The sequence below is a fragment of the Pseudomonas fluorescens group sp. PF-1 genome (assembly GCF_054481335.1).
On record NZ_JBTMNG010000002.1, the window covers coordinates 2969815 to 2984158 of the forward strand.

The following is a 14344-nucleotide window of genomic DNA, read 5'->3' on the forward strand; positions in this document are numbered from 1 at the left end:
ATGCAGGGAGGGATTACTGAACGGCTTCGATTCGCTTGATCAGGTCGGCATAGGGCGCGCCGTATTTCTCGCGGATCGAGGCGGTGGCCTCATAGAAAGGTTTCTTGTCGACGGTGATGAACTCGACGCCCGCCGCCTTGAGTTTCTCTTCGCTGCTGGCCGACTTGGCGTCCCACAGGACGCGTTCCTGTGCCTGCGCGGCCTTGGCGGTTTTCTTCACCAGTACCTGTTGCTCGGGCGTCAGTTTTTCCCAGGTGATTTTCGACATCACGATCGGTTCTGGCAGGATCAGGTGCCCGGTCAGGCTGTAGAACCTGGCGTTCTGGTAGTGGTTGTGTTCGAGCAGGGTCGGCGGGTTGTTTTCCGCGCCGTCGATCACCCCGGTCTGCAACGCACTGAAGATTTCACCGGTGTCCATGGCAATGCCGTTACCGCCCATGGCATTGATGGTTTCGATGAACATCGGGTTGCCTTGCACGCGGATCTTCATGCCCTTGAGGTCTTCCAGGCTGCGCACCGGTTTCTTGGTGTAGAGGTTGCGCGTGCCGCCGTCCATCCAGGCCAGGGCGACCAGGCCGAACTCGGAGTCGGTGATTTTGGCGAGGATCGCGTCGCCGACTTCGCCATCGATGACCTTGCGCATGTGCGCCTGGTCGCGGAACACGAACGGCATGTTGAACACGTTCACGTCCGGCACCACCGGCCCGACGATGCCGAGGCTGACCCGGGCCATCTGGATGGCGCCGACCTGGGCTTGTTCGATCACTTCCTTTTCCGAGCCGAGCACACCACCGGCAAACATCTTGAAGGTCAGTTTGCCGTCGCTGTCGGCCACCAGGGTTTTACCCAGTTGTTCCTCGGCCACTACGGTCGGGTAGCCGGCGGGGTGAACGTCGGCAAATTTGATTTCCAGCGCATGGGCGGCGCTGCTGAGGGAGAAGGTGAGGGCTGCGGTGAAGGGGAGTGCAGCGGCGAGCAAGGTGCGTTTGAAGTCCATTGGGGGTGTCTCCTGTTTTATTGTTTTTGTGTTCAAGGCACAGCGTTGCAGCACGAGCGGTTGCGGTCAGACGTTGAAAAGTGGCTCCGGCAAACCCTTTACGCCGGGGTTGAGGGCGAACACGCCGCCGGCCAGTGACTGATCGTCGTGGTCGTCTGCGGGGCGGATCGAAGTGACGAACAAGGTGTCCAGTCGGCTGCCACCGAAGGCACACATGCTCGGTTTTTTCACCGGTACGGCCAGGGAACGGTCCAGGCGCCCATCCGGGGTAAAGCGGTGAATCAAGCCGGCGTCGTTGGCACAGATCCAGTAGCCACCCTCGGCATCGACCGCAGCACCATCGGGGCGCCCGGCGTAGTGATTCATGTCGACAAACAGCCGGCGATTGCTCGGCGTGCCGCTGTCGATGTCGTAGTCGAAGGCCCAGATCTGCTGGACGGCGGGATGGGAGTCGGACAGGTACATCGTGCGACCGTCCGGACTGAAGCCCAGGCCGTTGGGCACGATGAAGCCGTTCAACTGGGCATCGAGTGGGCTGCGTTGTCCGGCGCTGTAGCGGTAGAGTCGGCCCTCGGCGGCGTTGGCGCCCATGTCGAGCACCATGCTGCCGGCCCAGAAACGCCCCTGACGGTCACAGCGACCATCGTTGAGGCGCATGTCGGGGCGGTTGTGATCGATGCCGGCCAGGGGCTCGCTGTCGAGGCTGCCGTCGTTGTGCGGGCGCAGCTGGAAGAAGCCGCTCTCCATGCCGGCGACCCAGCTGCCGTCAGCGTGACGGGCAATGCACGCGAGCATTTCCGGGGTTTTCCACGCCGACACCTGGCCGGTGCCGGCACTCCAGCGCTGCAGGCCGCCGGCCGGGATATCGACCCAGTACAGGGCGTTTTCTTCACCGACCCACACCGGGCATTCACCCACGGCGTTGCGGGCATCGACAATCAATTCAGCTGGCATGGCCACTCATTCCCTTGGTTTTTGTTGTGGGGATCACGCGGTAAACACTGGCGGTTCAGTCGCCGAACGGGCCGGCCACGCAGAAGGCGCCGCCCTGGTAGATCCGCGTCGGATCATCAGCCGCTGGCATCGGTTGGGCTTCGACCTTTTCGCGGAACACTTCGGAGCTGTCGTTCGGCGCATAGCCCAGGACCGTGGCGTAACGGTTGTCCCACCAGACGTCCTTGTTGTCGGACGCGCCATAGACCACGGTGTGACCGACATTCGGCGTGTACAACGCCCGTTCGAGCAGTTGGGTCAGGTCGCCGAAGCTCAGCCAGGTGCTCATCATCCGGCGGTTTTGCGGTTCCGGGAACGAAGAGCCAATGCGCACGCTGACGGTCTCGATGCCATAGCGATCGAAGTAGAAAGTGGCCATGTCTTCGCCGTAGGACTTGGACAAGCCGTAGTAACTGTCCGGGCGACGAGGGGAGTGGGCGTCGATGACTTCGTCTTGCTGGTAGAAGCCGATCACGTGGTTGGAGCTGGCGAAGATCACGCGCTTGACGCCATGACGGCGCGCGGCTTCGTAGATGTGGAAGACGCCGCAGATGTTGGCACCGAGGATCTCTTCGAACGAGCGCTCGGTGGACACGCCGCCAAAGTGCAGGATCGCGTCCACGCCTTCGACCAGTTGATGCACGGCTTGCTTGTCGGCCAGATCGCACGGCACGACTTCTTCACGGTCGTCGATGGCTGGCGCGATGTCGGCGATGTCCGACAGGCGAATGACATTGGCGTAGGGGCGCAGTGTTTCGCGAAGGACCTTGCCCAGGCCACCGGCGGCACCGGTCAGCAGCAGGCGATTGAAAGGGGCGCGGGCAGTGGGAGTGGTGGTCATGGGGCGTCCTGGACAAGCAGTGGTGGTCATTGAATTTGTTGTAGGTTGTCGTACGACTATTGGCAGTATCGTAAGGCATGCCGTTCCTTGTCAACGCGTCTTGTGGCGAATTTGACGAAGGGTTGGCTCATCTTTCGATGGCAAGTTACACCTGTGGCGAGGGAGCTTGCTCCCTCGCCACAAGACCGGTATCAGCCGATCCGTTTTACAACAACGAAATCGGATAGCTGATGAAGAGGCGGTTCTCGTCGAACTCGTTGGTGCTGAAGTTTTTGCGGATGCTCGCGTTACGCCATTTGACGTTGAGGTTTTTCAGCGGTCCGCTCTGCACCGTGTAGGCCAGTTCCGATTCACGGCCCCATTCCTTGCCGTCGGTGATGCTCCCGGTGTGCACGTTATCGCCACTGATGTAGCGGTTCATCAGGGTCAGGCCCGGCACGCCCAGGGCCACGAAGTTGTAGTCGTGACGCACTTGCCAGGATTTTTCCTTGGCATTGTCATAGCTGGAGTTGTAACTGTCGTTGGCCAGGGTGCCGCCGCTGGTGCCGTTGACGCGCATCCACACATCGTCGCCCGTGAGCTTCTGCAGGCCGACATAGAAAGTGTTGCCGCCGTACTTGGCCGAGAGCAGGGCGAACGCGGTTTTGTTATCGAGGTCGCCGGCCAGGGCGCTGCCGTCTTCCTTGCCGATGAAGTAGCCGAGGTTGGCGCCGAGGGTCCAGTCGCCAATGGGTTGGCTGTGGCTCAGGTTGAAGTATTGCTGTTGGTAGATATCGCTCAGTTGCGCGTACCACACGCCGACCTGGGTGCGTTTGTCGTTGAAGGCATATTCACCGCCGCCGAAGTTGAAACGGTCCGACTTGAACGCCGCTTTACCGTTCATGAACATGTCTTCCATGCTCGCATCGTTACGCGGGCTGTTCTGGCGGAATTGCCCGCCGTAGAGCGTCAAGCCGCTGATTTCGGTGGAGGTGACCTGACCACCACGGAAGGTTTGCGGCAGGGAGCGGCCGTCGTCCGAGCGCAGGATCGGCAGCACCGGCATCCATTCACCGACCTTGACCTCGGTCTTCGAGATCTTGCCCTTGAGCGCCACGCCCAGACGGCCGAAGTTGTCGGCCGGGCGCCCGTCGTGGTCCAGTGGCAGCAACTGTGTACCACCGGTGCCCTTGCCGCCATCGAGCTTCTGCGAAAACGTGCCCAGCACGTCCACACCAAAGCCGACCGTGCCCTGGGTGAATCCGGATTTGGCGTCGAGGATGAAGTTCTGGGTCCACTCCTCAGCCTTGCCCTGAGGGTAGGCCGGGTTGGTGTAGTTGCGGTTGAAGTAGGCGTTGCGCAGGTTCAGCGTGGCTTTGGCGTCATCGGTGAAACCTTCGGCGTGACTGGCCATGGGCAGGGCGATGGCCAGGCTGCTGCAACCGATCAGGCTCATGGCATGACGGCGGGCGAAGTGTGGACGTGGGGACGGATTGCGGGCGGGCTTGCTCACTGTAACGCTCCATTTCTTTTTTGTTTTTATGGTTGTTATACGTCGTCGTACAACATTGGGGCGATTATTTACGTGGCGTTTCAGTGTTGTCAATCAGAAGTTGTACGATGACCTTGGCTGCAAATTCTTATGGGAGAGCTTGCTCGCGAAAAACGGTCGGGCAATGCGGGCATTCAGACAGCCCGCGTTATCGTTGACGACCATCGCGGGCAAGCCCGCTCCCACAAGGATCTACGTGGACCCTGTAGGAGCGAGCCTGCTCGCGAAAAACGCCCGGGCAACACGGGCATTCAGACAGCCCGCGTTATCGTTGACGACCATCGCGGGCAAGCCCGCTCCCACAAGGATCTACGTGGACCCTGTAGGAGCGAGCCTGCTCGCGAAAAACGCCAGGGCAACACGGGCATTCAGACAGCCCGCGTTATCGTTGACGACCATCGCGAGCAGGCTCGCTCCCACAAGGATCTACGTGGACCCTGTAGGAGCGAGCCTGCTCGCGAAAAACGCGCGGACAATGCGGGCATCCAGACAGCCCGCGTTATCGTTGACGTCCATCGCGGGCAAGCCCGCTCCCACAAAGATTTGCGTGGCACCGGTAGGAGCGAGCCTGCTCGCGAAAAACGTCCGGGCAACACGGGCATTCAGACAGCCCGCGTTATCGTTGACGACCATCGCGGGCAAGCCCGCTCCCACAAAGATTTGCGTGGAACCTGTAGGAGCGAGCCCGCTCGCGAAAAACGCGCGGACAATGCGGGCATTCAGACAGCCCGCGTTATCGTTGACGACCATCGCGGGCAAGCCCGCTCCCACAAAGATTTGCGTGGAACCTGTAGGAGCGAGCCCGCTCGCGAAAAACGCGCGGACAATGCGGGCATCCAGACAGCCCGCGTTATCGTTGACGACCATCGCGGGCAGGCCCGCTCCCACAAGGATCTACGTGGACCCTGTAGGAGCGAGCCTGCTCGCGAAAAACGTCCGGGCAACACGGGTATTCAGACAGCCGGCGTTATCGTTGACGTCCTTCGCGGGCAAGCCCGCTCCTACACGGATTTGCGTGGCACCGGTAGGAGCGAGCCTGCTCGCGAAAAACGCGCGGACAATGCGGGCATCCAGACAGCCCGCGTTATCGTTGACGACCATCGCGGGCAAGCCCGCTCCCACAAAGATTTGCGTGGAACCTGTAGGAGCGAGCCCGCTCGCGAAAAACGCGCGGACAATGCGGGCATCCAGACAGCCCGCGTTATCGTTGACGTCCATCGCGAGCAGGCTCGCTCCCACAAAGATTTGCGTGGAACCTGTAGGAGCGAGCCTGCTCGCGAAAAATGCGCGGACAATGTGGGCATCCAGACAGCCCGCGTTATCGTTGACGACCATCGCGAGCAGGCTCGCTCCCACAAGGATCTGCGTGGAACCTGTAGGAGCGAGCCTGCTCGCGAAAAACGGGCGGGCAATGCGGGTATTCAGACAGCCCGCGTTATCGTTGACGTCCATCGCGACGGTGCGACGATTCGACAGGCCCGCTCCCACAGGCGATTGGGTTGTCAGCCAGCAATCATTGGCGGCATGGTGCCCAGCAACGACACCGCCGCCACCGCGCCAATGCCCAGCAACCATTCGGCGATCACGCTTTTACGCAATGCCGACAGGCGCTGTTCGCAGTCCTTGATCCGCAGCCGGTTGAACAACGCCAGGCCGAGCATCGTGGCGATCAGGGTGACCTTGATCAACAGGATCAGGGCAAACCCGGACAGCAAGGGCGTCGGCCAGAAGGCGCCGGTCAGGACCCGTACGTTGATCAGCCCGGTGATCAGCAATCCCGCCACCACGATGTAACCGACGCCACTGAATCGCTGCAACAGCGCCCGGATGTCATGCCCGGCAGGGCGGCGCAGGATCATCACCAGCAGCATCAGGCCGCCGAGCCAGATGCCGACGCAGGCCAGGTGCACCAGTTGATTGAGCATCAGCCATCGGCCTTCGACGCCATCGAGCATGGCGCCGTGGCCGACCGGTGCCAGGGTCGCCAGCAGCGATGCGCCGAGGGCGAGGCGCAAGGGCAGGTGGGTGCGCAGCGGCGTCAGCATCAAGGCCAGCAGCAATCCGTTGAACAGCAGGTGCCAGCTCCAGACCTGGCCAAAGAAGGTGCTGCCCAGCACCAGGCGCAAGGTCGAGGGTTCGAGCGCCGCGTCCCAGGCGCCGGCCATGCTGGCGGTGATCAGCAGCAGCCAACAGACGCCGCTGACCAGCGCCAGTGCCGCCAGCCAACGGCTGATGCGTGTCAACGTCCGGTCCAGGGTGCTCTCACGGCCCAGCAACAGAGGCTTGTATACCCAGGCACCGAACAGCATCAGTACCACGGTGAAATGCAGGAAGCGGCACAGCACCAACGCGCTCGCCATGTATTACTGGCCCACCTTGAAGCTGTAGGCGCCTTCGCTTTTATGGGTATCGACCGACACGGCGTGCCATTCGACTTTATAGGCACCCGGTGTCAAGGGCGCAGCCGGTGTGACCACCAGGGTCTTCTTGTCGCTGCCCTCGGTGGCCAGGTTTTTCACCGCAACGGTGGCCCCGTCCTTGCTGATCGTGACTTTGGTGAAGGCCGCTTCAACGCCTTCGGAAAACACCAGGCGCAGTTCCGTCGGCGCGCTCACGGTGCTGTCGGCGGCGGGTGTCTCACTTTTCAGATGGGCGTGGGCGAACACTGCAGAGGCGGCCAGCAGCGAGCCGAGCAGGGCGGCGGTGGAGAGGGCTTTTTTGAGCAGCATGGTCGGGTTCCTGTCAGGCCGTTGCGAAGTGGGCGTCAGTTTAGCCGCCAGAGGCCTGTTGTACGAAGTTTGGTTTTCCCCTGTCGCCGCGAGGTAGAGCGGATGCTAGTCTTGTTTAACGCTGTTGTCAGGGAGCCCTCATGGGCAATCACAAGATCGAGATTCGTCGCAGTAACGTCGAGAAAATTCTGCTGGGGGCCGAGAAGGTCTTCGCCGAGAAAGGCTTCGGCAGCACCGCCATGGCCGACATCGCCGCCGAAGTGCAACTGCCGCGCTCCAACCTGCATTACTACTTCAGCACCAAGACCGAGTTGTACAGCGCCGTGCTGTTCGACTTGCTGGAGGTCTGGAAGCAGGACGCGCTGTGCTTCGAGATGTTCGACGACCCGCGCGTGGTGCTCAGCAGTTACATCCGCGCCAAGATGAACCACTCCCGCAGCCGTCCCTACGGTTCGAAAGTCTGGGCCAACGAAATCATCCACGGCGCCCCGACCCTGGGGGAGGCACTGGATGCGAGCCTGTACGACTGGGCCAAGATGAAAGAAGCGAAAATCCGCCAGTGGGTGGACGACAAACGCATCCTGCCGGTGGAGCCTTCGAGCCTGCTGTACATGATCTGGGCCTCGACCCAGCACTACGCCGACTTCGATCACCAGGTGAACATCCTCAACGACCATCAGCCGCTGTCGGACATGCAGTTCGAACGGGCGATACAGACCGTGACCAGTGTGATTTTGCGCGGGATCGGGTTGGAGCCCTGAGGTCGGGTGTTCTGGCTGCTGGCCTCTTCGCGGGCAAGCCCGCTCCCACAGGGTTTCAGGTCGTACACAAAGCCTGTGTACACCAGAGAAACCTGTGGGAGCGGGCTTGCCCGCGAAGGCGTCATTTCAGACGCTGAAAACCTCAAGGACTGACGTGATAGGGATTCCTCGGATCATGGTTCCAGTCCAGAAACGGCTTGCCGTTTTCCACCGGCACCATCTCGATGCAGTCCTGCACCGGGCAGGTGATCTGGCACAGGTTGCAGCCCACGCATTCATCATCGATCACTTGATACTTGTGTGTGCCGTCCGCCTGCTTGAGGCTGGCCACCGCCTGGTGCGAGGTGTCTTCGCAGGCGATGTGGCAGCGACCGCAACCGATGCAGGCGTCCTGATCGATTTTGGCGATGACCTGATAGTTGATGTCCAGGTACTTCCAGTCGGTGGTGTTGCCCACGGCACGCCCGGAAAACGCTGAAATGCTGGCGTAACCCTGACTGTCCATCCAGCGTGACAGGCCGTCCTTCATCTCCTCGACAATCCGGAAGCCATGCAGCATGGCCGCCGTGCACACCTGCACCGAGCCGCAACCCAGGGCCATGAATTCCGCCGCATCGCGCCAGTTGCCGATGCCGCCGATGCCGCTGATGGGCAGGCCACGGGTCTGCGGGTCACGGGCGATTTCGGCGACCATGTTCAAGGCGATCGGCTTGACCGCCGAGCCGCAATAGCCGCCGTGGGTGCTCTGGCTGCCGACCATGGGGTTGGCGACCATGCGCTCCAGGTTGACGCTGGTGATCGAGTTGATGGTGTTGATCAGCGATACCGCATCCGCGCCGCCACGGTGCGCCGCGCGGGCCGCGACGCGGATGTCGGTGATGTTCGGTGTCAGCTTGACGATCACCGGCAGCGAGCAATAAGTCTTGCACCAGCGGGTGACCTGTTCGACGTATTCCGGCACCTGACCGACCGCCGCGCCCATCCCGCGTTCCGGCATGCCATGGGGGCAACCGAAGTTCAGTTCGATGCCGTCGGCACCGGTGGCTTCCACCAGCGGCAGGATGTGTTTCCACGATTCTTCGACGCACGGCACCATCAACGACACGATGAGCGCGCGGTCCGGCCAGTCCTTTTTGACCTGGGTGATTTCCCGCAGGTTGATCTCCAGCGAGCGGTCGGTGATCAGTTCGATGTTGTTGAAGCCCATGACTTCACGGTTAGGACCGAAGTGCGCCGAGTAGCGCGACGATACGTTGACCGCCGCCGGGTCTTCACCCAGGGTTTTCCAGACCACGCCACCCCATCCGGCCTCAAAGGCGCGGACCACGTTGTAGGCCTTGTCGGTGGGCGGCGCCGAGGCCAGCCAGAACGGGTTGGGGCTTTTGATGCCGGCGAAGACAATCGAGAGATCGGCCATTTACGCAGCCTCCACGTTGAGCATCAGATGAGCGTTGATGGCCTCGGCGGCCAATTTGCCGTGCTGCACCGCCTGCACGGTGAGGTCCTGGTCGAGGCTGGTGCAATCGCCGCCGGCATACACGCCGGGGACGCTGGTGCGCAGGTGCTCATCGACTTCGATGCGATCCCCCTGGCGCTTGAGTTCACGGGCCAGCGGGTCGGCGAGGGCACTGCTGTCGAAGGCCTGGCCGATGGCCTTGAAGATGGCGTCGGCGGCCAGTTCAAAGGTTTCGCCGGTGGTTTGCAGGCGGCCTTCGACCAGATGCGTGCGCGCGAAACGCATGCCGCGCACGCGACCGTTGGCGTCGAGCAGGACTTCTTCGGGTTGTGCCCAGGTCATCAGGCGCACCTGATTGGCCTTGGCGATGTCCTGTTCGTGGTGGGTGGCGCCCATGTCCTCGGCGCCACGGCGGTACACCAGATTGACGTCACGGGCCCCGAGGCGGGCCATCTGCACGGCCATGTCGATGGCGGTATTGCCGGCACCGAGTACGATGCAACGATCAGCCAATGGCAGTTGAGTCAGGTCATCGGCCTGGCGCAGTTCGCGGATGTAGTCGGTCGCGGCCAGCAGCCCCGGCGCGTTTTCATGGGCCAGCCCCAATTGCTTGCTCGCCGCCAGGCCCAGGCCGAGGAACACCGCATCGAATTGCTGATGCAGTTCAGTCAGGCTCAGGTTCTCGCCGAGTTTTTGCCCGTGACGGATCTCGATCCCGCCGATCTGCAGCAGGAACTCCAGCTCCTTCTGCGCGTAGTCATCCACCAGTTTGTACTTGGCGATCCCGTATTCATTGAGGCCGCCGGCTTTTTCACGGGCTTCGAAAATCACCACGTCATGGCCGTGCATGGCGCTGCGATGGGCGCAGGACAAACCCGCTGGCCCGGCACCGACCACGGCGATGCGTTTGCCGGTGGCGGCGGCACGGGGGAAGGGGTGTTCGCTGAAGTGCGCGTTGTCCACCGCGTAACGCTGCAGCAGGCCGATCAGCACCGGTGCGCACTCCTGAGCGTTGTTGCGCACACAGGCTTGCTGGCAGAGGATCTCGGTGGGGCAGACCCTGGCGCAACTGCCGCCGAGGATATTGGCCGAGAGGATCTTCTGCGCCGCACCCTGCACGTTGTCCTGATGGATATTGCGGATGAACGATGGAATATCGATCTCGCTCGGGCAGGCGTTCACGCAGGGCGCGTCGTAGCAATACAGACAGCGCGAAGCTTCAAGGTGAGCCTGGCGGTCGTTGAGCGGCGGTGCCAGGTCGGTGAAATGACTGGCGAGGACGGCCGCCTGCTCTACGGGATGGGGGAGGTGGTTCAGGGTCTTGATCACGGTATTGGCCTCACGGTGATGGCGGTGCTGCCTCTGTCGGGCATTGTTTTTGTGTGGTTCGGGCTGACGCCATCGCCAGCAGGCTGGCTCCCACAGGGATTTCAGGTGTTCACAAAACCTGTGGGAGCGGGCTTGCCCGCGATAGGCTGAAGGCCGATTTCAGCGTTTCACGGCAACCGGCTGATTCAACTCGGCGCGCTTGCTCAGCAAATCAAACACCGCCGGATACGCCGGCCGCTCGATGTAGCGCCCGGCTCCGCGTTCGGCGCGCAGATCGCCGTCGGCCCAGACCACCCGGCCCTGGCTGATGGTATGGCTGGGCACGCCGCGCACGGTCTTGCCTTCGAAGATGTTGAAGTCGACTTGCTGGTGGTGGGTCTTGGCGGAAATCGTGCGCGTGCCCTGAGGGTCCCACAGCACCAGGTCGGCATCGGCGCCGACGCGGATCGCGCCTTTGCGCGGGTAGAGATTGAAGATTTTCGCGGTGTTGGTGGAGGTCAGCGCCACGAAGTGCTGCATCGACAAACGCCCGGTGTTCACCCCTTCGTCCCAGAGCACGGCCATGCGGTCTTCGATGCCGGCAGTGCCATTGGGGATCTTGCTGAAATCGTCCTTGCCGGCGGCCTTCTGCTCGGCGCAGAAGCAGCAGTGGTCGGTGGCGGTGGTGTGCAGGTTGCCGGCTTGCAGGCCATGCCAGAGCGCTTCCTGATGCCCGACAGGGCGGAACGGCGGGCTCATCACGTAACCGGCGGCCGTCTGCCAGTCCGGGTGTTGATAGACGCTGTCGTCCAGCAACAGGTGCCCGGCCAGTACTTCGCCGTAAACCGGTTGGCCCTTGGCGCGGGCATAGGTGATTTCGTCGAGGGCTTCCCTGGTCGAGACGTGCACCAGGTACAACGGTGTGCCCAGGGTTTCGGCGATCCGGATCGCCCGGCTCGCCGCTTCGCCTTCCACTTGCGACGGACGCGACAGGGGATGCGCCTCCGGCCCGGTCATACCCTGGGCCATCAACTTGCGTTGCAGGTGATAGACCAGCTCGCCGTTTTCCGCGTGCACGGTGGGCACCGCGCCGAGCTCCAGGCAGCGTTCAAAACTCGCCACCAGCGTGTCGTCGGCGGCCATGATCGCATTCTTGTAGGCCATGAAATGCTTGAAGCTGTTGACCCCGTGGTGTTTCACCAACTCGGCCATTTCTTCGCGGACCTGCTCGCTCCACCAGGTGATGGCGACGTGGAAGCCGTAATCGGAAGCCGACTTCTCGGCCCAGCCACGCCACTGATGGAACGCTTCCATCAGTGATTGTTGGGGGTTGGGAATCACGAAATCGATGATCGACGTGGTGCCGCCGGCCAGACCGGCCGCCGTGCCGCTGTAAAAGTCTTCGCTGGCCACGGTGCCCATGAAGGGCAGTTGCATGTGGGTGTGCGGGTCGATGCCGCCGGGCATCAGGTATTGGCCGCTGCCGTCGAGTATTTCGGCGCCTGTGGGAGCCTCGAGGTCTTCGCCGATGGCCTTGATCACGCCGTCTGCGCAATACACATCGGCGCGATAACTTTCATCATGGGTAATAACGGTGGCGCCACGGATCAACAGAGACATTCCGAGTTCCTCGCAGGCAATGACCGGCTGATGCCGGCTCTCAATGTTTTATATGAAGCGAGTTGCACAGGTGTATTCCTGTCATCGCTGTCAAGATTGAAAGCTAGCTGGTGTTATTGAAATCAGCAAGAATAATTTTTATAAGCTTATATGCGTTTTAAATTATTGATTTTTAACAGTAAAAATTAAAAATCACCAAAATGGTGAGGCCTCTCACCATTTTGACGCACTTGACAGGATTCAAATATGGTCAAGATTTCTTATGTGAAATCAGCTGTTTGAGAATGGTCTATGGTTGATGCGCACCGTTTAAAAAAAGATTCACGCACCAGATTGAGACCTGACTGTTCGGACAACTTGCCTGACATTCGGCCTGAGTGGCATGGCAAGTGACCGAAGACTGAATGGATGAATAAATAAAACTGATAATAATCAAATATTTATAAAACGTTTATGGAACTGCCCGATGCGTAAGCGGGGTATCCGGCACGTTTATTGATGCCGCCAGCCCTCGATGAGCAATACAAAACAACAATGGAGCGGCCATGCAACAGATCAGATCGCAAGTGACCGAGCGCGACGGCTTGTTTGAGTTGGAGGCCGGCAGCGACGTCCTCGACAGTCCCCGATACAACCACGACATGGCACCGACCAAGGTGCGCGAACGAACCTGGAACAAATGGCACATCACGGCCTTGTGGATCGGAATGGCGGTTTGCGTGCCGACCTACACCCTGGGCGGCGTGCTGACGGCCTATTTCGGGCTGAGCGTCGGCGAAGCGCTGCTGGCGATCCTGTTTGCCAACATCATCGTATTGATCCCGCTGACCCTGAACGCCTTTCCCGGCACCAAGTACGGCATCCCGTTTCCGGTGTTGCTGCGCTCGTCCTTCGGCGTCCTCGGTTCCAACATTCCGTGCCTGATCCGTGCCTTGGTGGCGTGCGGCTGGTTCGGCATTCAAACCATGTTCGGCGGCCTGGCGATTCACCTGTTCCTGGGGTCGGTGTTCGACGGCTGGAAATCCCTGGGCGGCACTGGTGAAGTCATCGGCTTCATGATCTTCTGGGCGCTGAACCTGTGGGTGGTGATTCGTGGCGCCGAGTCGATCAAATGGCTGGAAACCCTGTCTGCGCCATTGCTGGTGGCGGTAGGCGCAGGCTTGCTGGTGTGGGCCATGCCCAATGTGTCGATGACTGAACTGCTGGCGATTCCGGCCAAGCGTCCCGAAGGGGCCGGCGTGGCCAGTTATTTCGCCGCCGGATTGACCGCGATGGTCGGCTTCTGGGCCACGCTGTCGCTGAACATCCCGGACTTCAGCCGCTATGCGAAAAGCCAGAAGGACCAGATTGTCGGGCAGATCATCGGTTTGCCGCTGACCATGTTCCTGTTCGCCTCGCTGGGCGTGGTGATGACCGCCGCGTCGGTGAAACTGGTGGGCGTGACCGTCTCCGACCCGGTGACGCTGATCGGCCATATCCAGAGTCCGGTCTGGGTCGCGGTGGCCATGGCGCTGATCATCATCGCTACGTTGTCCACCAACACCGCGGCCAACATCGTTTCACCGACCAACGACTTCCAGAACATTGCGCCCAAGGTGATCAACCGCACCAAAGCCGTACTGCTGACCGGGTTTGTCGGCCTGGCGCTGATGGCCCATGAGCTGCTGAAAAAACTGGGCCTGATCGTTTCTGACGTGAGCCTGGAAACCGTCTATTCCAACTGGTTGCTGGGCTATTCCAGTCTATTGGGGCCGATTGCCGGGATCATGGTGGTGGACTATTTCCTGATCAAGAAACAGCAACTGGACCTCGCCGGGCTGTACCGCGATGACGTGTACCCGGCGTGGAACTGGAACGGGTTCCTGGCGTTCGGTGTGCCGGTGGTGCTGACGCTGCTGTCGTTGGGCAGCGATGCCTTCAGCTGGTTCTACAGCTACGGCTGGTTCACCGGCTCGGCCCTGGGCGGGTTGATTTATTACGGGTTGTGCTCGATGCGGGCGCAGCCGTCGGCCGTGAAATCGGCGGTGTAAGGAGGGGCCTCTTCGCTGGCAAGCCAGCTCCCACAGGGATCGCGGCGGTCACCTTTGCATGGGACACCCGGACCACTG

At 61.2% G+C, this 14344-nt stretch carries 13 protein-coding genes; 2 read left to right on the forward strand and 11 right to left on the reverse strand.

The genetic code is table 11. The features are described 5' to 3' along the window. Positions 1–13: 13 nt before the first annotated feature. The 8 genes from ACX3YD_RS28550 to copC all read right to left on the reverse strand — a co-directional run bounded on the left by ACX3YD_RS28550 (position 14) and on the right by copC (position 7091). Positions 14–997, reverse strand: coding sequence for a TRAP transporter substrate-binding protein (locus ACX3YD_RS28550; RefSeq protein WP_458961629.1), 984 nt, complete (start codon positions 995–997; stop codon positions 14–16). 66 nt (positions 998–1063) lie between these two features. Continuing rightward, complete coding sequence (locus tag ACX3YD_RS28555) at positions 1064–1951, reverse strand: SMP-30/gluconolactonase/LRE family protein (protein WP_458961630.1); 888 nt, start codon at positions 1949–1951, stop codon at positions 1064–1066. Between the two features lie 55 nt (positions 1952–2006). Beyond that, on the reverse strand, positions 2007–2831 hold the full coding sequence (locus tag ACX3YD_RS28560) for an NAD-dependent epimerase/dehydratase family protein (protein WP_458961631.1): 825 nt from the start codon (positions 2829–2831) through the stop codon (positions 2007–2009). 205 nt (positions 2832–3036) lie between these two features. Then, on the reverse strand, positions 3037–4323 hold the full coding sequence (locus ACX3YD_RS28565; protein ID WP_458961632.1) for an OprD family porin: 1287 nt from the start codon (positions 4321–4323) through the stop codon (positions 3037–3039). Positions 4324–4788: 465 nt separating this feature from the next. Beyond that, on the reverse strand, positions 4789–5229 hold the full coding sequence (locus ACX3YD_RS28570; RefSeq protein WP_458961633.1) for a hypothetical protein: 441 nt from the start codon (positions 5227–5229) through the stop codon (positions 4789–4791). A 27-nt stretch (positions 5230–5256) separates the two neighbouring features. Then, on the reverse strand, positions 5257–5814 hold the full coding sequence (locus ACX3YD_RS28575) for a hypothetical protein (protein WP_458961634.1): 558 nt from the start codon (positions 5812–5814) through the stop codon (positions 5257–5259). Positions 5815–5864: 50 nt separating this feature from the next. Continuing rightward, a complete protein-coding gene (gene copD, locus ACX3YD_RS28580) occupies positions 5865–6722 on the reverse strand; it encodes a copper homeostasis membrane protein CopD (protein ID WP_458961635.1) in 858 nt (285 codons plus the stop codon). Positions 6723–6725: 3 nt separating this feature from the next. After that, entirely contained in the window at positions 6726–7091 is a 366-nt protein-coding gene (copC, locus tag ACX3YD_RS28585) for a copper homeostasis periplasmic binding protein CopC (RefSeq protein WP_458961636.1), read from the reverse strand. 140 nt (positions 7092–7231) lie between these two features. On the opposite strand from copC, the gene ACX3YD_RS28590 reads away from it, so the two are divergent. Further along, a complete protein-coding gene (locus ACX3YD_RS28590; protein ID WP_047528232.1) occupies positions 7232–7852 on the forward strand; it encodes a TetR/AcrR family transcriptional regulator in 621 nt (206 codons plus the stop codon). Positions 7853–7994: 142 nt separating this feature from the next. Here ACX3YD_RS28590 and preA read toward each other — a convergent pair whose 3' ends face one another. From preA to hydA, 3 genes are all read right to left on the reverse strand, one after another. Beyond that, a complete protein-coding gene (gene preA, locus ACX3YD_RS28595; RefSeq protein ID WP_103404299.1) occupies positions 7995–9269 on the reverse strand; it encodes an NAD-dependent dihydropyrimidine dehydrogenase subunit PreA in 1275 nt (424 codons plus the stop codon). After that, on the reverse strand, positions 9270–10637 hold the full coding sequence (locus ACX3YD_RS28600) for an NAD(P)-dependent oxidoreductase (protein WP_458961637.1): 1368 nt from the start codon (positions 10635–10637) through the stop codon (positions 9270–9272). Between the two features lie 159 nt (positions 10638–10796). Next, the gene (gene hydA / locus ACX3YD_RS28605) at positions 10797–12236 is read right to left on the reverse strand and encodes a dihydropyrimidinase (protein WP_103404301.1); all 1440 of its coding nucleotides are present in this window, start codon (positions 12234–12236) and stop codon (positions 10797–10799) included. A 545-nt stretch (positions 12237–12781) separates the two neighbouring features. Here hydA and ACX3YD_RS28610 point away from each other — a divergent pair. Beyond that, positions 12782–14266 (forward strand): NCS1 family nucleobase:cation symporter-1, encoded by a 1485-nt coding sequence (locus tag ACX3YD_RS28610; RefSeq protein ID WP_103404302.1) that lies wholly within the window; start codon positions 12782–12784, stop codon positions 14264–14266. Positions 14267–14344 lie beyond the last annotated feature (78 nt).

What these genes read in the sequence shown, in the direction of transcription:
- ACX3YD_RS28550 (WP_458961629.1), bottom strand. Translation starts at nt 997, where the DNA reads ATGGACTTCAAACGCACCTTGCTCGCCGCTGCACTCCCCTTCACCGCA.
- ACX3YD_RS28555 (WP_458961630.1), bottom strand. Translation starts at nt 1,951, where the DNA reads ATGCCAGCTGAATTGATTGTCGATGCCCGCAACGCCGTGGGTGAATGC.
- ACX3YD_RS28560 (WP_458961631.1), bottom strand. Translation starts at nt 2,831, where the DNA reads ATGACCACCACTCCCACTGCCCGCGCCCCTTTCAATCGCCTGCTGCTG.
- ACX3YD_RS28570 (WP_458961633.1), bottom strand. Translation starts at nt 5,229, where the DNA reads ATGGTCGTCAACGATAACGCGGGCTGTCTGGATGCCCGCATTGTCCGC.
- ACX3YD_RS28575 (WP_458961634.1), bottom strand. Translation starts at nt 5,814, where the DNA reads ATGGACGTCAACGATAACGCGGGCTGTCTGAATACCCGCATTGCCCGC.
- copD (WP_458961635.1), bottom strand. Translation starts at nt 6,722, where the DNA reads ATGGCGAGCGCGTTGGTGCTGTGCCGCTTCCTGCATTTCACCGTGGTA.
- copC (WP_458961636.1), bottom strand. Translation starts at nt 7,091, where the DNA reads ATGCTGCTCAAAAAAGCCCTCTCCACCGCCGCCCTGCTCGGCTCGCTG.
- ACX3YD_RS28590 (WP_047528232.1), top strand. Translation starts at nt 7,232, where the DNA reads ATGGGCAATCACAAGATCGAGATTCGTCGCAGTAACGTCGAGAAAATT.
- preA (WP_103404299.1), bottom strand. Translation starts at nt 9,269, where the DNA reads ATGGCCGATCTCTCGATTGTCTTCGCCGGCATCAAAAGCCCCAACCCG.
- hydA (WP_103404301.1), bottom strand. Translation starts at nt 12,236, where the DNA reads ATGTCTCTGTTGATCCGTGGCGCCACCGTTATTACCCATGATGAAAGT.
- ACX3YD_RS28610 (WP_103404302.1), top strand. Translation starts at nt 12,782, where the DNA reads ATGCAACAGATCAGATCGCAAGTGACCGAGCGCGACGGCTTGTTTGAG.